The organism is Paenibacillus sp. CMAA1364 (assembly GCF_054373195.1).
In genome coordinates this window covers 1-19,124 of sequence record NZ_JBITNB010000006.1, presented here as the reverse complement: position 1 = coordinate 19,124, position 19,124 = coordinate 1, and the positions used below count along the sequence as shown (strand labels likewise).

General features: G+C 40.7%; 22 protein-coding genes, 1 pseudogene and 1 other annotated feature. Of the genes and pseudogenes, 9 read left to right on the top strand and 14 right to left on the bottom strand.

The window, feature by feature from the left end:
- The first annotated feature begins 133 nt into the window (after window positions 1-133).
- Window positions 134-1,123 (top strand): metal-dependent hydrolase, encoded by a 990-nt coding sequence (locus ACH8E3_RS06225; protein ID WP_458631756.1) that lies wholly within the window; start codon window positions 134-136, stop codon window positions 1,121-1,123.
- Between the two features lie 161 nt (window positions 1,124-1,284).
- Here the strand turns inward: ACH8E3_RS06225 and ACH8E3_RS06220 are convergent, their stop codons facing one another.
- Window positions 1,285-1,512, bottom strand: coding sequence for a small, acid-soluble spore protein, alpha/beta type (locus tag ACH8E3_RS06220; RefSeq protein ID WP_458631755.1), 228 nt, complete (start codon window positions 1,510-1,512; stop codon window positions 1,285-1,287).
- A 117-nt stretch (window positions 1,513-1,629) separates the two neighbouring features.
- Here ACH8E3_RS06220 and ACH8E3_RS06215 point away from each other — a divergent pair, with 117 nt between their 5' ends.
- Entirely contained in the window at window positions 1,630-1,809 is a 180-nt protein-coding gene (locus ACH8E3_RS06215) for a hypothetical protein (protein ID WP_458631754.1), read from the top strand.
- A gap of 2 nt (window positions 1,810-1,811) precedes the next feature.
- On the opposite strand, the gene trpS is transcribed toward ACH8E3_RS06215, so the two are convergent.
- Entirely contained in the window at window positions 1,812-2,801 is a 990-nt protein-coding gene (trpS, locus tag ACH8E3_RS06210; protein ID WP_458631753.1) for a tryptophan--tRNA ligase, read from the bottom strand.
- Between the two features lie 57 nt (window positions 2,802-2,858).
- Window positions 2,859-3,109, bottom strand: a binding site (T-box leader).
- Window positions 3,110-3,243: 134 nt separating this feature from the next.
- Between trpS and ACH8E3_RS06205 the strand changes: the two genes are divergently transcribed.
- The 4 genes from ACH8E3_RS06205 (at window position 3,244) to ACH8E3_RS06190 (ending at window position 6,242) form a co-directional block, all read left to right on the top strand.
- Complete coding sequence (locus ACH8E3_RS06205) at window positions 3,244-4,233, top strand: aldose epimerase family protein (protein ID WP_458631752.1); 990 nt, start codon at window positions 3,244-3,246, stop codon at window positions 4,231-4,233.
- A gap of 88 nt (window positions 4,234-4,321) precedes the next feature.
- Window positions 4,322-4,564 carry a small, acid-soluble spore protein, alpha/beta type gene (locus ACH8E3_RS06200; RefSeq protein WP_458631751.1) on the top strand — a complete coding sequence of 81 codons (243 nt, stop codon included), beginning with the start codon at window positions 4,322-4,324 and terminating at the stop codon, window positions 4,562-4,564.
- 179 nt (window positions 4,565-4,743) lie between these two features.
- Window positions 4,744-5,142, top strand: a complete 399-nt coding sequence (locus tag ACH8E3_RS06195) for a GntR family transcriptional regulator (protein WP_458631750.1) — start codon at window positions 4,744-4,746, stop codon at window positions 5,140-5,142.
- Window positions 5,142-6,242 (top strand): DUF1648 domain-containing protein, encoded by a 1,101-nt coding sequence (locus ACH8E3_RS06190; RefSeq protein ID WP_458631749.1) that lies wholly within the window; start codon window positions 5,142-5,144, stop codon window positions 6,240-6,242. Before ACH8E3_RS06195 ends, ACH8E3_RS06190 begins: the two co-directional genes overlap by 1 nt.
- 76 nt (window positions 6,243-6,318) lie before the next feature.
- On the opposite strand, the gene ACH8E3_RS06185 is transcribed toward ACH8E3_RS06190, so the two are convergent.
- Window positions 6,319-7,062 (bottom strand): IclR family transcriptional regulator, encoded by a 744-nt coding sequence (locus ACH8E3_RS06185; RefSeq protein ID WP_458631748.1) that lies wholly within the window; start codon window positions 7,060-7,062, stop codon window positions 6,319-6,321.
- A gap of 168 nt (window positions 7,063-7,230) precedes the next feature.
- Here ACH8E3_RS06185 and ACH8E3_RS06180 point away from each other — a divergent pair, with 168 nt between their 5' ends.
- Window positions 7,231-8,241, top strand: a complete 1,011-nt coding sequence (locus tag ACH8E3_RS06180; RefSeq protein WP_458631747.1) for an alpha/beta hydrolase — start codon at window positions 7,231-7,233, stop codon at window positions 8,239-8,241.
- Window positions 8,242-8,352: 111 nt separating this feature from the next.
- On the opposite strand, the gene folE is transcribed toward ACH8E3_RS06180, so the two are convergent.
- The 6 genes and pseudogenes from folE to ACH8E3_RS06150 all read right to left on the bottom strand — a co-directional run bounded on the left by folE (window position 8,353) and on the right by ACH8E3_RS06150 (window position 12,970).
- Entirely contained in the window at window positions 8,353-8,946 is a 594-nt protein-coding gene (gene folE / locus ACH8E3_RS06175; RefSeq protein ID WP_458631746.1) for a GTP cyclohydrolase I FolE, read from the bottom strand.
- Between the two features lie 42 nt (window positions 8,947-8,988).
- Window positions 8,989-9,225, bottom strand: a complete 237-nt coding sequence (locus tag ACH8E3_RS06170; RefSeq protein ID WP_458631745.1) for a YneF family protein — start codon at window positions 9,223-9,225, stop codon at window positions 8,989-8,991.
- Between the two features lie 92 nt (window positions 9,226-9,317).
- A complete protein-coding gene (locus tag ACH8E3_RS06165; protein WP_458631744.1) occupies window positions 9,318-10,349 on the bottom strand; it encodes an HD-GYP domain-containing protein in 1,032 nt (343 codons plus the stop codon).
- A 211-nt stretch (window positions 10,350-10,560) separates the two neighbouring features.
- Window positions 10,561-11,736: pseudogene (queG, locus tag ACH8E3_RS06160) on the bottom strand (tRNA epoxyqueuosine(34) reductase QueG); the annotation flags it as partial.
- Between the two features lie 29 nt (window positions 11,737-11,765).
- On the bottom strand, window positions 11,766-12,356 hold the full coding sequence (gene lepB / locus ACH8E3_RS06155; protein ID WP_458631743.1) for a signal peptidase I: 591 nt from the start codon (window positions 12,354-12,356) through the stop codon (window positions 11,766-11,768).
- Between the two features lie 188 nt (window positions 12,357-12,544).
- Window positions 12,545-12,970 carry a GNAT family N-acetyltransferase gene (locus ACH8E3_RS06150; protein ID WP_458631742.1) on the bottom strand — a complete coding sequence of 142 codons (426 nt, stop codon included), beginning with the start codon at window positions 12,968-12,970 and terminating at the stop codon, window positions 12,545-12,547.
- A gap of 488 nt (window positions 12,971-13,458) precedes the next feature.
- On the opposite strand from ACH8E3_RS06150, the gene ACH8E3_RS06145 reads away from it, so the two are divergent.
- Complete coding sequence (locus tag ACH8E3_RS06145) at window positions 13,459-14,070, top strand: superoxide dismutase (protein ID WP_458631741.1); 612 nt, start codon at window positions 13,459-13,461, stop codon at window positions 14,068-14,070.
- Between the two features lie 83 nt (window positions 14,071-14,153).
- Here ACH8E3_RS06145 and mutY read toward each other — a convergent pair whose 3' ends face one another.
- From mutY to ACH8E3_RS06125, 4 genes are all read right to left on the bottom strand, one after another.
- Complete coding sequence (gene mutY, locus ACH8E3_RS06140; RefSeq protein WP_458631740.1) at window positions 14,154-15,311, bottom strand: A/G-specific adenine glycosylase; 1,158 nt, start codon at window positions 15,309-15,311, stop codon at window positions 14,154-14,156.
- Between the two features lie 61 nt (window positions 15,312-15,372).
- Window positions 15,373-15,771 (bottom strand): holo-ACP synthase, encoded by a 399-nt coding sequence (gene acpS, locus ACH8E3_RS06135; RefSeq protein WP_458631739.1) that lies wholly within the window; start codon window positions 15,769-15,771, stop codon window positions 15,373-15,375.
- 118 nt (window positions 15,772-15,889) lie between these two features.
- On the bottom strand, window positions 15,890-16,699 hold the full coding sequence (gene nadE / locus ACH8E3_RS06130; RefSeq protein ID WP_458631738.1) for an ammonia-dependent NAD(+) synthetase: 810 nt from the start codon (window positions 16,697-16,699) through the stop codon (window positions 15,890-15,892).
- 110 nt (window positions 16,700-16,809) lie between these two features.
- A complete protein-coding gene (locus ACH8E3_RS06125) occupies window positions 16,810-17,244 on the bottom strand; it encodes a BrxA/BrxB family bacilliredoxin (RefSeq protein ID WP_458631737.1) in 435 nt (144 codons plus the stop codon).
- Window positions 17,245-17,452: 208 nt separating this feature from the next.
- Here ACH8E3_RS06125 and ACH8E3_RS06120 point away from each other — a divergent pair, with 208 nt between their 5' ends.
- A complete protein-coding gene (locus ACH8E3_RS06120; protein ID WP_458631736.1) occupies window positions 17,453-18,715 on the top strand; it encodes a BaiN/RdsA family NAD(P)/FAD-dependent oxidoreductase in 1,263 nt (420 codons plus the stop codon).
- Between the two features lie 99 nt (window positions 18,716-18,814).
- Here the strand turns inward: ACH8E3_RS06120 and ACH8E3_RS06115 are convergent.
- Window positions 18,815-19,124, bottom strand: a 310-nt coding sequence (locus ACH8E3_RS06115) for a hypothetical protein (protein ID WP_458631735.1), incomplete at its 5' end; no start/stop codon positions are given.

The window sequence follows — 19,124 nt, the reverse complement described above, 5'->3', positions numbered from 1 at the left end:
AAAGTATCATGCAAACTGCTCCAATCGAATTCTCAATTTCGACAATTTGATGACTTTTAGAAATATTGATTTATGGTTAATGGTTTAGAAGTACAAAATTGAGTTATAGTAAGAACACAAAGGAGAGTTGTTTATGGACACAGGTACACATCTAGTCATGGGATTCACTCTGGCGGGCTTAGCTCATATTGATCCCGTCGTTAATACGAACCCTTCGCTTGCCATAGCTGTTACTTTAGGCACTGTGCTAGCATCGCAGGCCCCTGATATCGATAGCGTATTACGCTTGAAGAACAACGCTGTATATATTCGCAATCACAGGGGAATCACCCACTCAATACCCTTCTTAGCCATTTGGACTGTACTCATAACGACTGTCATATCCGTATTTTTCCGTGATATCAGCATTCTACATCTAGCCTTATGGACAGGTGTAGCAGTATGCGTGCATGTATTTAGTGACCTATTTAATACGTATGGCACACAAGCATTTCGACCATTTACGGAGAAATGGATCTCTTGGAATATCATTCACATTTTTGATCCATTTATATTCGGATCTCACTTAGTTGCCATTCTCTTATGGGTGCTAGGAATGGTTGATCCCGCTCCATTATTTACCGTTCTATATGCCTCAACCATTGGTTATTATATTTGGAGAACCCTCCATCATTATCGCAAGACAGTCCACGTAGCTCAAATGGATCCGAAATATCAAGAAGGAGATACCTATTATCTCATTCCTACGATATCCCTTCATCAATGGAACGTTGTTAAATTGCAACCCATCGGAAGCTACGATATTGGAACATTGAATCGAAACACGCTTAACTGGACCTTCGAAGATGTTACATCCTCAACACATGAGGCCGTCGAACACTCTAAGCAACATCCTAATGTAAAGTCCTTTCTGTATTTCACATCGTTCGCTATTGCAGACGTTCAGCATGTTAACAACGGCTATATCGTACGATGGACAGATGTAAGGTATCGTCATCGGACGCAATATCCCTTTGTATCCATCGTTATTATGGACAAACAATTCAAACCCATTGATTCCTATATCGGTTGGTTGAGCGACGAGAAGATGAATGCAAGGATTCCCATACATTATTCTACTTGACAAGAACCATTGTAGTGAGCTTAATATACAGGTAGACCTTCATGGCGATCAGCGACTGGTGATCGCCATGAAGCGTTATTATGCCTATTATTTTTAATTCACAAAAAACCTAGAGCAATTGCTCTAGGCTTTAAGCTTATAACCATATATCAAGTGATGAATTACATGTTTCCATTTTTCCCGGAAAGGGATTGTTCTGCGATCTGGACTAGTCGCTTGGTAATGTATCCTCCGAGCGAACCCATCTCTCGTGATGTGTAATTCCCGTAATAACCATCTGCTGGAATGCTAACACCTAGCTCTTGAGCAGCCTCCATTTTAAGTTGTTGAATCGCATTTCTGGCTTGTGGGACAACTAGATTGTTTGAGTTCGATCTTCCTTGTGCCATCATATAATCTCCTTTCACTTCTGTTTCTGTAATGAAGTGCAAGCTTGCAAGCTTAGTATGGCTTAGGAGATGAACATTATTCTTATTTTCGCTAATAAATCACTGGAGGTTTTTAACATGAGTAAAGGTCTTTCATTATGGTTCGCAATTTCATCCATCCTCATCCTTGCCGTAGCCGCAATTGCTATTAGCCATTCTGTCTGGATTGCCTTGGCTTTGAGCGTATTGGGTATCTGTAATATTGGCTATGGATTTGTGGTCAAGTCCAAACGAAATAAGTCCTCTATCCCCCACTAAACCTATTTATGTGAAGTTAGGAATCCCATACGTTGTTTCACATCATCGAGCGTCTGGCTTGCAAGTTCGCTGGCATTCTTAGCTCCCTGAGCTAAGATGTCTTGAATTTCGCCAGACTCACGAATTTCGTAATAGCGTTTCTGTAATGGTTCTAGCGTGCTAACAATGACTTCAGCCAAATCCTTCTTAAATCCTCCATACATTTGACCTTCATATTTCATCCGAATATCATCAAGGCTTAATTCCGAACACTGTGAATATATGCTCATCAGATTACTGATCTCTGGTTTTGTTGATTCATCATATCTCACTTCAGCACCAGAATCTGTTGTTGCTCTGCTAATTTTCTTGCGAATCACATCTGGTGGATCCAATAATGCAATGAAGCTCGCTGCAACAACACTACTCTTGCTCATCTTTTTACTAGCATCATCCAAAGACATGACCCTTGCACCAACTTGTGGAATATAAGGTTCAGGTATTGTAAAACATTCGCCATAACGATGATTGAATCGTCCTGCCAGATCGCGCGTGAGCTCCAAATGCTGCTTCTGATCTTCACCTACGGGAACTAGATCTGCATTATAGACAAGTATATCTGCAGCCATCAGTGACGGATATACGAATAGCCCAGCACCAATCGATTCCTTCCCCTGGGACTTATCCTTGAATTGAGTCATTCGCTCTAACTCACCCATGGATGTTAATGTTGTTAATATCCAGCCTAGTTCGGCATGTTGAGGCACGGCCGATTGTAAGAACACATTGGACTTGGCAGGATCAATACCAGCCGCAATGAACAGAGCCGCGTTAGCTTCCGAAAGATCTCGCAGTGTTGCCGGTTCTTGAGGTACCGTTATGGCATGTAGATCAGCTACCATGAAATAACATTGATGACTATCTTGTAATTTGACGAAATTCTTCATTGCACCGATGTAATTACCGAGTGTTAACCTTCCACTTGGTTGGATACCAGAAAGTACTCTTTTCATTTCAATCACTCCCCTATTTATCGTTTGAATTATTACAACAGAAATAGCCCATCATCCGCAAGGGACGTGAGACCGTGGTACCACCCTTATTTGTCGCAAAAGAAACTTGTCCATATAGAACAAGGATTCTGCAACCTCTAATATCCGTAACGTGGAATAATCGACTAGCCTATTTAGGAATCTAAGATCTCCGTTCAGCATAGCACTCAAAGGTCCATTCAACATATCAAGATCACTGGTTTGCATCAACCACCAGCTTTCTGAAAGATCATCTGATTACGTCTACTTATCCTTATCATCGCATTCATGATTTTATAGCTTACTTACATGCAATAATATGACGCATTGCACGTGATTGTCAAACTCATTTTTACTAAACGCACTGAAATCTGTTACGATGAATCTATATTCTCAAATTCACAACAGAAAAAGGAGCATATTAATGAATCAGATAACCAAAGGTACGTGGAATGCGTACGACACATATATCCTTCAGAACGACGATTTTCAAATCACCTTGCTCCCAGGTCTGGGCAATAATGTTATTGCCATCTGGGATAAACATGAGGAACGACATATTCTCAGAGAACCTAATGAACAAGATCTCGACTTCTATCTACTGAAACCTTATCACTTTGGTATTCCGTTGCTTATTCCACCAGGTAGAATTCGAAATGGCCAATTCCATTACGATGGTGTAGATTATCAATTCAATCGTAACACAGCAGGCGACAATCATATACACGGACTGCATAAGACACAGAGCTGGAATGTTATCGAAGTGGATGAGTTCGAAGGTGGTTGTTCCATCACGACAGAATTCCTCTCAGCAGATGATCCAAGTTGGAGTTCGCAATCGCCTACGCCTCTGAAGCTTCAGATTGTCTTCACACTGCAAGGAACACGGTTTACGCAACAATTAAAAATACACAATCAGGGGAAGAATGCCTTTCCGCTGGGTCTTGGTTATCACACATGGTTCCTTTTAAATGGAGAACCTCAGAATTGGACCTTGAAGGTTCCTGTAGAAGCGATCTATGAACTGGATGAGTCATTAATTCCATCAGGTGGACTTGTTCCATTAAATAATCTAGAAGGTCTGAATCGCGGATTGAATTTAGCAGGCACTAATCTAGATACGATATTAAGAATTGGTGATAAGAAGCCCGTTGAAGCGATTCTGACCCACACAGATGGTTATGGTATCAGATATGTAGCCGATGATCAGCATTTCAAGCATTGGGTTCTCTATACCAAAGGCGAAGCAGATGAATTCCTCTGTATTGAGCCGTACACTTGGTTACCTAATGCTCCAAATCTGTCACAATCAGATGATTTCACAGGATTAATTCGTTTAGAACCAGATCAATGTTTGGAGACAGAACTTTACATCGAAAGCATTCGTCGTCCTTCAAGCTTAGATATCAAATAATTACCACTACTCATTCACACAAGTTCCTGTATGTTTACCCATGTTTATATCCATAATAACCTCATTAAGTACAAAGGAGGTGACAAACATGGGTCAAGCAGGTCAACAATATCAAGGTCGCAGTAGTTCTAATAACCTAGTCGTGCCTCAAGCAACGGCTGCTTTGCAACAATTGAAGATGGAAGCAGCACAAGAGCTTGGTGTACAGATTCCTCAAGATGGTTACTATGGCAATTACACTTCCCGTGAGACTGGTTCTTTAGGTGGTTATATCACAAAACGCCTAGTCCAAATTGCTGAACAACAATTGTCAGGTCGTTCTAACTCGTAATCAGCTTCATTGAATAGCAATATATAGGACTCATCCCTGTGATCTATCTTTGGATCTAAGGGATGAGTCCTTTTGACTATCATTGTTTTACACATACGATACATAGATAACAATACATCTTTACCCAATGGTGTATATCTGTTATATTCATAATATAACAGATAGGAGGTTGTTAGTCCTTGATTATTAATTTAGATATGCAATCCGATGTGCCCATCTATACACAACTAATGAATCGGATCATTGAGGGGATCGCCTGCGGTGATCTACAACCGGGAGAATCACTACCTTCTGTCCGTGGTCTAGCTTCTGATATTGGTGTCAACTTACACACGGTGAACAAAGCTTACACGTTGCTCAAGCAAGAAGGATTCATTCAGATTCATAGGCAAAAGGGAGTCGTCATTCAACCAGATGGGATGCCAGCAATGGACCCTGAGAATCTTTTGAGGCAGTACAATCAACTTAAGCCGATTCTAGCAGATGCGATATGCCGAGGCATGACCAAAGATCAAATTCTACATATCACAGATCAGATATATAGCGAAATATCTAAACCAAGAAAGGAGAATGACTAATGGATTGGTTATCCACTCTTATTCTACTTCTCATGTTCCTACCCATCTCTATTGCTATTATCTTCATGCCCTACTTCACTCGAAATACCGTGAGTTTCGGGATATCCGTTAGTGAAGAAATGTATCACAGCAAGCCATTACGCAAGTTACGTAAGAAGTATGCCTGTAGTAGCGCCATTCTCTACACACTAATTCTTATCATCGGTCTGATTAGCGTCTTAGTTAGCAAATCGTTTACACTCGAATTGATTATCGCATGCTCTGCGGGAATACTCGTTGTAGGTTCAATTCTACTTCACCTGGCATTTCATTTTAAGATGAAAAAATTCAAGTTAGAACATCCAATGGCAGATGCACCTAACAAGACAATACTTTCTATTGATACAGGATTTAGACAGCAGAAGCTTATCTTCTCTAACACATGGTTCCTCCTGCATCTCGGAATTACGATAAGTAGCGCTGTACTGGCTTGGACATATTATCATCAGTTCCCAGATACATTAGCCATGCAATTCGACCTACAAGGAAATGTCACAAGAAGTGTGGATAAGTCCTATATCGCCGTATTGGGTCTAAATATGATGCAGTTCATCATGACACTACTATTCATCTTCATTAATTGGACTATTCACAATAGCAAACAACAGCTCAATATAAGTAATCCCCAAGAATCGTTACGACAAAATGTGATCTTTCGTCGCGCATGGTCGCTATACATGATCATCACAGGTCTACTGATCGTATTAATGTTCTCTTTCATTCAATTGAATATGCTATTTGAACTAAATTCCCAAATGGTTGGATTGGTTACTATTCTGATCACAACTGTTATGGTATTAGGTGCTCTCGTATTGTCATTTAGCTTGGGCCAAGGAGGTAGCCGTTTAGGTAGATCAACTTCATATTCTAATGCCCAACCGATAAACGATGATAAGTATTGGAAGCTCGGTAGCTTCTATTACAACCCACAAGATCCCTCCGTATGGATTGAGAAAAGAACAGGGATTGGATGGACAGTCAACTTCGCCAGACCGATAGGCTGGTTATTTCTTATAGCAATCCCTGCTGTCATCATCACTATTTCTCTATTACTGAACTAAGTTTCTCCCATGTATAAATACTAATAAAGAGGCAGGACCCCACACCATCTGTATGGCGTAAGGTCCTGCCTCTTTATTATGAGAACATCAATCCCATATCGCGAGCTGCTTCTACAACGACAGAAGCATATCCATCTAGTGTATCCAGAGACAAACGATTCACTGGACCTGATACAGATAATGCTGCGGCGATACATCCATCTCTTCTAAAGATGGGAACGGCGATAGCTGCTGCTCCAGGTTCTCTTTCTTCAAAGCTTGTAGCATAACCACACGCTTGGATTTCATGTAACTGCTTCATATAACTATTAAGATTTACAAATGAAGACCATTCACCATCTTTCAATAGAACAGCCTGTTCCTCCGCTGTAGCAAATGCCACAAGCACTTTACTTGATGCACCCACATATAACGGTAATCTTGCGCCTACATTGGCTACTCGTCGAATCGCCTGGTTACTCTGCACAGCTTGTATCCGAAGCCTTTCGTTTCCTTCACGTAGATAAAGACTAACCGTTTCGCCTAATCGATCTCTCAATTTCTCCATCGCTGGCAATAACAATATGGCCGGATCGTCATTGTGCGATAAATGTGTAGATAATTCCCACACCCGCATACCCAGTCGATACTTATCTGTGGATTTATCTCTTGTAACAAATCCCTTCTCCTCGAGTGTAGAAAGCAATCGATGAACTGTACTCTTATGAAGACTGATTTGTCCTGCAATTTCCGTCAGTCCTAGGTTATCATTCTTTGTGAAACACAATAATATATCAAGTGCCCGATCAACAGATCGGACCGTCAATTTGCGATTTTCCAAAATGAATCACCCTTTCTTTTGGTTTCATCACGTGAAACATGGTTACATAATTATATGTAATATCATCATCAAAGTCTATATATTACAATCAGCTAACAATTGTAGGAAGTAGATTGACTTTAATTCCGTCGGGGCATAGGATAAATAAGATAACAGGGGAGGCCATATATGAACACACTATCTAATACGAATGGCCTAGGCTCTCAGTCTATTCATAAGCCCAACACATTAACTTCAAGACGTTTCATCCGCCTAAAACATATCATCGTTGCATTGATTATATCGACAATATTCTTCCTTATCTTTTGTTTCGTTGCATTACATGCTTATATTGCATGGGTGTTATCCAATCCAACAGTTGCACCATTATACTCTAATCCGCTTCAAGCTAAATCTATGAAATATGAGAATGTCACCTTCCCAGCACTCGATGATAGTCGTAAGATGCAAGGTTGGTATATTCCTTCTTCAGGATCAAAGAGGACGATTATATTCAGCCATGGCTATGGCGCAAATCGTGAAGAATCTTGGGTCCCTATGTATGATCTGGCTCATTATGCGCATAGTCTTAATTATAATGTATTGATGTTCGATTATGGATTCGCAGCGGAATATAACAAAGATGTTGCAACAGGTGGCAAGATCGAAACGCAACAATTACTAGGCGCGGTAAAGTTCGCCAAAGAACATGACGCAGAACAACTTATCGTATGGGGATTCTCTATGGGCGCTGGAACAGCCTTACAGACAGGTCTCCTAACAAAGGATATTGATGCTATGATTCTTGATAGCACTTTCCTCTTAGAGCCAGACACACTCTATCATAATATTAAGAATCAGATTAATTTACCAAGACATCCCTCATTGGAAATATTACAAACCTTGTTCCCATTAGTAAATGGTACCCGCTTGAATCAGATTCCTTACCAACAAGTGAAGAATAAGGATTATGCTTATCCCATTCTGTTCATACATGGAACGAAGGATGTGAAGGCACCGTATGAAATTGCTGAATCCTTCGCCTCCAATCAGACCAATCCGCTATCTGATGTATGGATTGTTGAGAATAGCCACCATGAACTTATTTACCGCGAACATTCTCGTGAATATTTAAACCGTGTCTCATCCTTTCTTGGAAGATTAAGAATATCCTTAAATAAGACCATTCTAGAGGATTAACCTCTTCTAAGACTTTATAACGAAATATGAGTAACCAAAAGGACACTATCTTAGCGATAGTGTCCTTTTGGTTACTCATATTATTTCATTGTATAAATACAATGAGGATGCTCAGTCTTTGATCAATGATAGAAACTCCGCACGTGATGCGGCGTCTTCACGGAACACACCCCTTACAGCAGATGTTATCGTCTTACTACCAGGCTTCTTCACACCACGAGCACACATGCATAAATGTTCACCTTCGACAACAACCATGACACCGTTAGGTTGCAACACCTCATCCATGATATCTGCAATTTGAGATGTAATTCGCTCCTGTACTTGCAAACGACGAGTTAATGCATCTACCAATCGAGCAAACTTACTTAATCCAGCAATTTTACCACTTGGGATATATCCGATATGAACTTTCCCAAAGAATGGAGCCATATGATGTTCACATTGACTGTAGTATACGATATCTTTTACAATAACAAGTTCTTCATGATTCTCATCAAATGTCACACCTAGCACATCTCGAGGATCGACTTCATAGCCCGAATAAATCTCCTCATACATGCGAGTAACCCTTGCTGGTGTCTCTATCAATCCTTCGCGTTTCGTGTCCTCACCGATCAGATCTAATATCTTCTCCATGTGATACTCTATTTGCTCACGATTCTTGCTTACATTTGTATTTGAATAGTCCTTTATTCCAGCCACAATATCTCTTCCTCTCTCGACCGCAACATCCAGTTAGAAAGATTACTTACCTTTGCGGTTTTGACCCTTCTTCGGAATGGCCGGCTGATTTCTCATCATTTGTTGTGCCTTTTGCATCTGTTTACCATTCAGATTATAACCCATCTGCTTGGCCATCTTTTGAATCATTTCGGGATTACTTTGCATCTTCTCCATCTGTTTGCGCAAGTAAAATACACCGATGAAGAACCCACCAATTAATCCTACGATTAAAGTAATAATAGGAATTGCAATATCCATTCTTAGCCACCTCGACATTTACAATTAATAATGTTGCTTGAATTCATACGAACATATCATAGCATGTCCGTTAATGGCTAGCAAATATATTTCTATGCCAGTACCACCTCAATAAAGACGGTGGTCTCCTGAGCTAAATCTAGTTCCTTAATATCTAGTTCGTTACCAACGCCATTTATAATCCGTACAACAGGGCGACCCGGAAGCCCTCTATGTTGACGAACAACTACACCAGTCTCTTTGGTAGATAATCGTACAGATGTACCGTTAGGATAAACGGAGACGGTTCTCGTGAACTGAATTAACACTTCTCTATCTAATTCCTGTTCCGACATCGCCATCATTTCTTCACACGCATCGTGAGGAAGTAACCCCTTATTGCCATTTAATTTACTTATCAAATGATCATACATATTCGCTACGGCAACAATTCTAGCATAAATATGAATATCGTCACCTGACAATCCACGTGGTATGCCTAATCCATCTACCCTTTCATGATGCTGTAACGCCACATGGGCTATCTTCAAATTGAAATCGCGCTTGTGCTTAATCTTCTCGAACCCACGCCATGTATGATGTTCTCTAATATTTGGCGATATCTCTTTCTCGCTTGATAATCCACTTTTACCTAGATCATGCAACAAAGCTCCTACAGCTAATTCTTTGGCCTGAAGGAAATTCAGCCCCATATTAATACCCATGACTGTAGATAATAAACAGACATTCATGGCGTGTACGTATTGTGCGTTATCCAGCGTACGAATATCTGTTAATTCAATTAGTAATTCTTTATGATTAATGACATCCGTTAACAGCATATCAATACTTGTTCCAATTCTTTGTGCATCCAATTCTTTGCCTGATCGTACAGATTCAAATGTATCATTCAGTCCGTGAATCAGGTTTTGCTTAGTCGCTTCTTGAAGTACGTCTTCAACATCCACATCATCAAACAGCGGGTCTTGAATATACAGCATCGTTACACCAATTCGATTCAATGTGTTTACCATATATACTGTAAGTTGAACACCTGCTGATAATAGTACAGTTCCATTTCCAGAATATACAGATTTACCGAGGAACTGCCCTGCTTCTATCTCACTTATGTTTACATATCTCATGATTGTTCCTCCATTTAAACCATTATCTTCTTATATTATGCCCATGTAACTATTCCTACATAAGGATTATCGGTATAGAGGGTTGATATTTGTAGCTTAAATACCGCACTTCTCGTAGAAGTACGGTATTCTTGCAAGGCTATGGGTACGCAATCCTCCCATGACATTAATCCTCGGAGTGCAATTCTTTATTCATTTCTATATGAGCCGATTGGATCTTATTCTTGGCTTCTGTCATCATCCGCAACACTGGCTCCTCTTGTTCCGCAGCCAATCCCCTTAGCAGACTATTGAAGGCATCTTCGCCCCCTATTCGTCCCAACGCCCAGGCAGCCGTCCCTCTCATTTCATAACGAGGGTCCTTCAACAACACTTGTTCTAATCTAGGAATAGCAGATTGATCTTTGAAATTACCTAGCGCGATAATAGCATTACGCTGCATAGGCTTCTTTCCTCTCCAAGCCGCCGCGCTCTCACCAAATCTTTCTTTGAACTCCCGATTACTAAGGTCAAGTATGGGAAGAAGAAGAGGCTTGGCAATCTCAGGATCAGGTAACAACTGCTTATGATGTTCCCAGTTCTTGCCGCGATTCTTGGGACATACAATCTGACATGTATCACAACCATACAGACGATTCCCAATCTTCAGCATTTGTTGTTCTTCCAACAGACCTTTGGTCTGTGTTAAGAACGATATACAACGCTGTGAATTGAGCTGTCCAGGTCCGACTAGCGCCCCTGTAGGACATGCATCAATACATTTGGTACATTCCCCACAATCCTCCGTTACGGGCACGTCGGGAGGAAAGGGGATATTGGTAACCATCTCCCCTAAGTATATCCACGAGCCCCATTTAGGTGAAATAATAAGGCAGTTCTTACCGCTAAATCCAATGCCTGCTCGCTGAGCAACCGCACGATCAACAAGTGCTCCTGTATCTACCATGCTCTCAATAACCGCTTCTGGCACGCGCTCCCTAATGAAGTTATCTAGCTTCTCCATTGCTTCACGCAATACATAATGGTAGTCTCTTCCCCACGCAGATCTTGCTAATATACCTCGATATGCACCTGGCTCTGACTTTGGAGGATTCATCATTTTGGAAGGATAGGCAACGGATATTGCAATCAGTGAGGCAGGCTGTGAAGATGCTAAACTAGGGGTTACCCTCTTATCCAAATCAGGTTCTTCGAAGCCTGACTCATAACCTTTGGTACGATGTTCCTGTAGGATTGCCTTTAGTGATACAAAAGGGTCCGCAGTAGCAAAACCAATATCATCAATACCTAAGCTAGGAGCAGCTAACTGAATCTCTTTCTTAAGTTGCTCCCAAAAGGACGGCGTAGGAGCATATGGTGAGTGAGTCTGTGCATGTTCAATCGTCATCTTCCTAACGCCTCCTTATCTACTATGAATTATAATCCTCCGATTTTAAGTGGCGGCCAAAATATGAATTCTGCCCTTCCCACGATTAAATCTGATGATACGCTCCCGAAATAACGACTATCCTTACTCTCTCCCAGATGTCTATTATCGCCCATTACGAAGTATTGATCCTCTGCTAAGTGAACAGCCTCGAAATCTGCATCTTCGATCACTATATCAATATATGCTTCTTGTTGTAGTTGACCATTTACGTATAGTTGATGTTCCTTAACCTCAACCACATCACCAGGAATGCCAACGACACGCTTCACTAAGAAGTCCTTCTTACTATCATCCAGACTTGGATCACGCAACACCACGATGTCACCCATTTTAGGTGTAGAGAACGTATATATTATTTTGTTAATGAATAAGCGTTCCTTTTCTTCCAAAGTGGGTTGCATAGATTGTCCTTTTACCATCGATAAATTAAATACAAATACATTCAGCAAAGACATAACGACAAAGACAACTACAATCGTCTTCAACCAGTCCCATAACTCCGCCTTCCAACCGGGTTTATGTGCTTTATCTAACGAGATATCGGCATTATGATGATCTATGGATTCATTGTTATTCATATCGCACCTCTTCTAAATAAATAATTGCATGTTTTAACTTCCTACTTAGTGTATCTTATATGTTCTTATATTTTCAAATCCGCATACAATAGAAAAGCATATCTGCTCCGTCTTATGTGACGGTTGCACGATATGCTTTATATAGTGAGAAGAATCAAATTGTTATATGTAACGATAATATTAATATTTCACACATGTGACACGATGCTAAGCTTCTGGAATGCCTCCATAATCTTATTTGCTCCATAACCCATTGTTTCAAACAATGGCATAGCGAAACGATTCTGTTCATCTCCAGCGATTAGAATACGACTTACCTTACGCTGTTTGAAGCGTTGCTCCATAGCTGTAACTAGAGCTTTACCAATGCCTCTGCGTCGATAATCTGGATGAATAGCAATTCTGAAATAACATCCGTGATTATTCTCAATTGTACCAATCAAAGTACCTACAATCTCTCCGTCTTCCTCTGCCACCATGATGAGATCTGAATCCCATTGAAGTTGCCTTGAGAACGGTTGAATCGTACTTTCGAAACACTCCTCTGATAATGAAACCTGAAGAAGTTCAGTTACTGGCGTACAGTCATTTAACTGAAAGGAACGAACATGCATAGTATAAATCTCCCTTTTCGTTAGCATAATCCGATCATTCACATAAAAGCTAATGTTAAAACTTTTACATTCATCTCGAATTTAGTATTTATAATACGTAAGCTAAAATTGACATTGCTAGTCCATTAAACCACAAATATCTTCAAAATACACTCATTTTCTTATGAAAGCGCTTAATATCTACGATTTATTATATTTATCTCGTGATTTCACACAATTATATTAAATGATGTATCATTCTTCTCACAATGGGTTAACATATATTATATTTTGTGGAACAAAAAAGTTCAAGGCGACTTTACAAACATATATGTTGATTTAATCTGTTAAATACGGTTTAATAATATATACAAATAAAATTTGCAACAGCCTTTTTGTGCATTGACTTATTTCATCTCGATATTTACATATGTTGTATAGAGGATACTCTCAAGTATCCTTTGTTCATAGATTTTGATTATTAAACATTACATTGGAGGTAATTTACCATGACATTTCAACTACCAGCTCTTCCTTATTCAAACGATGCGTTAGAACCGCACATCGATGCACAAACAATGGAAATTCACCACGACCGTCACCATAATGCTTATGTTACTAATTTGAATGCAGCGCTTGAGAAAGCTCCTGAACTTCAGAATAAAACGATTGAAGAATTGCTTACAGGCCTAGGAAGCGTACCTGAAGAGATTCGCGCGGCTGTTCGTAATAATGGTGGTGGACATGCGAACCACAGCATGTTCTGGGAAACTATTGGTCCTAAGGGTGGCGGTAATCCATCTGGCGAATTAGCACAAGCAATCGATAGTGATCTTGGTGGTCTTGATAAATTTAAAGAAGATTTTGCTAAAGCAGCTACAACTCGTTTTGGTAGTGGCTGGGCATGGTTGGTTGTTGGCAAAGACGGCAAACTAGCTGTGACAAGCACACCGAACCAAGATAACCCGCTTAGCGAAGGCTTAACTCCTATTCTTGGTCTTGATGTATGGGAGCACGCTTACTACTTGAAATATCAGAACAAACGTCCTGATTATATTGCTTCTTTCTGGAACGTAGTGAACTGGGATGCGGTTAGCAAACTTTTTGCTGCTGCGAAGTAATTCCATACTCTACTAATATTCAAACAACCCGCCTTCCTTATGGATGGCGGGTTGTTTGGCATTGTATAGGGTAGCGTTGAAACTTATCGTCCATCGCTTTCAAAGAAATGATTGATGATCTTCAGGAACGCATTAGGAAAAGCATATAATGCCATCTCTTGTTCATTAATATAACGGTACTCCGTTGCGGGGTCTCCTATTTCTAATGAATCGACAGCGTACGTTTCATTGCTCTCTGCTACAAGCAATGATGCTAACTCTTCACAATGGTACACTTGTAGATTCCAGCGAATATGGCTGAATATATGCTCAATATCCATGAAGTGTTCCATCGGTATAGCTGGTATTTGTTCTTCTAGTAACGCTTTATCTAATATATCCTGTGCATACGAATCTGTAAGTCTTTCCTTCTGTGTTATGGGCGATAAGAAATGCGGAAGCTCCCACATTCGCGCTAGTAGTCCACTCTCTGGTCGCTGTCTAATCAGTATACGTCCGGCATGAATGCCCTTTCCTTCAATCAATCCAACGATTCGCTGTTCTGGGCGAGGGGGTTTACTCTTGGACTTGATCGGTAGCTCAAGCTCTTTACCGGCAATTCTAGCATCGCAGTGCTCCATAACTGGACAGGTTAAGCAGTATGGTGACTTGGGTGTACATACTAACGCTCCAAGTTCCATCAGAGCTTGATTGAAGTGAGAAGCTTGCCCCTCCGGGATTAAATCTACGACCAATCTTTCCATTAGAGTACGTGTACTGCCTTTCATAATATCTTCCTCAATTAAGAAATATCTGGATAGCACTCGCATGACGTTACCATCCACGGCAGGTTCTGGCTGATTATATGCAATGCTGAGAATGGCTCCTGACGTATATGGACCGACGCCCTTTAGCGCAAGCACACTCTCCTTATCACTTGGCACTTGGCCTCCATGTAAATCTAATACTTGTTGGGCGGCGTACTGCAAATTTCGCGCACGAGAGTAGTAACCTAACCCTTCCCAACACTTCAACACATCTTGCTCCGGTGCATTGGCTAGATCTGCAATCGTGGGGAACCTCTCAATAAATCGATTGAAATACGGAATAACGGTATCTACACGTGTTTGTTGAAGCATAATTTCAGATATCCAAATATAATAAGGGTTACTATGGCGACGCCACGGTAAATCCCGTCGATTCTCAAGATACCATTCCAGCAGATGCTCACTGAAATAGCGTTGTTGTTCAACATTAAACATACTACTTCTCCTTATCTTCCTGCTATTTCAACGTAGCTTTCCAGACCTTACATACACTAAGCTAGGATAGCTCCTCTACAACTGCAAACGCAGAAGCAAGTTCCCTCTGATGTGTAATACTCAAATGGATAGCATAATCTTTCAGCTCTATGGGTAAGTCCAATCTCTTCCATGCTTCCTTACTTAAATGAACCATTGGTTTTCCTAAGGCATCCGGAAGCACCTCGATATCCTTAAAATGAATAATCGCACCTATGCCACAGCCAAATGCTTTGACTATCGCTTCCTTGGCCGCAAATCTTCCTGCTGTAAATTCTGCTATTTTCTTGCCACGACGTTGGGCTATTTGATACTCTTGCAATGTTAATACACGTTCTATAAAGGCTTGTCCATTTCTCCCAGTCAATATCCTCTCAATTCGCGTAATCTCAAGCACATCATGGCCAATGCCGTATATCACTACATCACACACCTTCCGCGCATATCCTCTGATAACAACTTTATTATAACTCATATAACGTAAATAGAGTGCACATCTGTCTCCAGCGCACACTCCATCCTATCTTCATTAAGTACCCTTATATTCCAGGTATAGCATTACGTTTATGTGCTGTTCTTACGTATATCTTCTCCAACTTCTCTTGGGATTCTGGCGAAATCTCTTTCCCCTCTAGATAATCACTATTCTCCTCGTAGGTAAGTCCGAGTTCAGCTTCATCTGTCTGACCATCCCATAGCCCAGCAGTAGGGACTTTATCAATGATAGGTTGTGGCACACCAATGAAGGAAGCTATCTTGCGTATTTGGCGTTTGTTCAGTGAACTAAGCGGTGTAATATCTACTGCACCATCTCCCCACTTCGTATAGAACCCAGTAATCGATTCCGATGCATGGTCCGTCCCTACAACAATTAAGTTCAATTCAAAGGATAACGCATACTGCATCACCATACGAGACCTAGCTTTGACATTACCTTTGCCCTGGTGTGTCATATGACGATGGATGCCAAGGGACTTCAATCCCTGTTCTACTTCTAACGCCACTTCTGTTACGGTGTCTTCAATATTCGTCTCTATCGTATGCTTAAGTTCGAATGCCTTGGCAACATCGTAACTGTGATCAATATCTTCTTGTGTTCCATATGGTTGAAATACACCAAGTGTCATGTAATCTTGACCCGTCTCAATGGACAGTTCATCTGTTGCCATTTTGCATAAGCCAGCAGCAACTGCACTATCAAGCCCACCACTAATCGCAATTAACAATCCAGTAGAGCTTGCCTTTTTAACATAATCCTTCAGGAAGTCTACTCGCATTCTAACTTCAGTCTCTTCATTTATAGTAGGTTTCACACCCAACTCAGCAATAATCTGTTCTTGTAAACTCATGACATACACACTCCTATTCTTAAGGATAATAAACTCATGATGATATTCAAAACCCCGGAGTTGCAAAAATACTACAACTTCGGGGTTCATCATTCACATGTGTAGAGCAGTTACTTACACAAACGGTCAAAAGCATCTGTTAATTCAGCTGCAATATCTTGTGCAGATCTATCTTCAATTTGCTGACGTTCTATGAAATGAACAAGTTCTCCATCTTTCATAAGCGCTATGGATGGGGATGATGGTGCATATGGCGCGAAATACTCTCGTACTTTAGCTGTTGCTTCTTTCTCTTGCCCAGCAAACACCGTATACAATTGATCAGGCACAACACTATGTTCCAAGGCCATAGCTACACCAGGACGACACTGTCCAGCAGCACAACCACACACTGAATTGATAACGATTAAAGCTGTTCCTTGAGCATTAGGTATATGACTCTCTACTTCTTCAGGAGTCAAGAGTTCCTTAATTCCTAGACTTGTTAATTCATTCCTCATCGGTTGAATCATATCTTGCATATATCGATCAAAAGACATAGCCATTCTTATTCACTCCTCAATAATTAGTTAAAATTGAAATCATTACTATGATTATACCTATTGTGTTTGTTTGAAAGCAAGTTGTAACGGTGAATAGATCTTCCATTATTTCTTCAACTTGGTTGTTGTAGGCTCTCTCTTTTTGTTATGATTCATATAGAATCAATTATCCTATGGATAAAAGGGGTTTACTGCAAAAGGAGATTACGTGATGAAGTACGATGTTATTGTTGTTGGCGGAGGTTCTGCTGGACTTATGGCTTGTGTAGCAGCAGCTAGACATGGGGCTAGCGTCTTACTGCTTGATAAAGGAAATACGTTAGGTCGTAAGCTAGGCATTTCCGGAGGTGGTCGTTGCAACGTTACGAACGCCAAAGAGACAGAAGAGCTTATTGCACATATTCCAGGTAATGGTCGCTTTTTATATAGTGCATTTGGTCATTTTAACAATCAGGATATTATGAAATTCTTTGAGGATCTAGGTATCGCGCTAAAAGAAGAAGATCACGGGAGAATGTTCCCGATAACAGATAAAGCTTCAAGTGTTGTCAACACCTTACTTGGTGAAATAAGAGAACTCGGTGTCAAGATTAGTACGCATAGTCCTGTCGCAGAAGTACTATATGAGCATGGACACACTTCTGGTGTGAGACTTGTATCCGGTGAGAAGATGAGATCGAAGCGTGTCATTCTTGCCACAGGTGGCAAATCGGTTCCTCAGACGGGTTCAACGGGAGATGGTTATCCTTGGGCTGAAGCTGCAGGGCATACCATTACAGAGTTATATGCCACTGAAGTCCCTATCATCTCACAAGAGAAATGGATTCAATCACGTGAGCTTCAAGGGCTGTCCTTACGTGATGTGGAACTATCTGTCTGGAACCCCAAAGGTAAACAAGTGATTCATCATCGAGGTGATTTCATATTCACTCATTTCGGATTATCTGGTCCGATTGCGCTTCGCTGTAGTCAATTTATTCGCCAGGTTCAAAAGAAATTTAACGTTAAGCAAGTAGAGATGTCTGCGGATCTCTTTCCTGATTACTCCATAGCACAGCTCGATCAACTTCTCAGGGATCGCCTCGAATCTGATCCTAAGAAAGCTTTGAAGAACGTACTCAAGGGCAGTCTCACTGAACGGATGATTCCAATCCTTCTCTCGAAGGCTGAACTGGATGGAGATATTACTTACGCACATTTACCAAAGAACCAATGGCTAGAATTTATAAACTTACTCAAAAGATTCAGCTTCCATGTCATTGGAACGAAATCGATTGAAGAGGCTTTCGTTACCGGAGGTGGCGTACACTTGAAAGAAGTAAACCCCAAAACGATGGAATCAAAATTGATGCCTGGATTATTTTTTTGTGGAGAGATTCTAGATATTCATGGGTATACAGGTGGATATAACATCACTGCTGCATTCTCTACAGGTTATACTGCGGGCATGCATGCAGCACAATCTCATTCGTAATTTATAAGACTTCACTTTTTCGCCATCATTATAAAGAGCGTGCCCCATAACCAAGTAATATGGTTGTGAGTGCACGCCCTTTTTTTCTTCAACTTGTAGTTATTTAGCGTTTAATTCTCTCATTTCTGTCGATGTACTTAAAAGTTGATTCACCAGTTCTTGAGCACGCTTAGCCTTCTTAGCATGTTCTTCCATCGTGTAGCTTGTCTCCTCCGTACTCGCCAAAGTCTCTTCAGAGACAGCAGAGATGCTTGATATCGCCTCGTTGATCTTCTTATTTCCATTCAATATTTCAATAATATTATAATTCACCTCAGAAATCTTACCCTTCACACTTTGTATCCCTTGATTAATGGAGGGAGCGTCAAGAAGTTTGTGTAAATGAAAATATACCTCTCTTGTAAAAGTT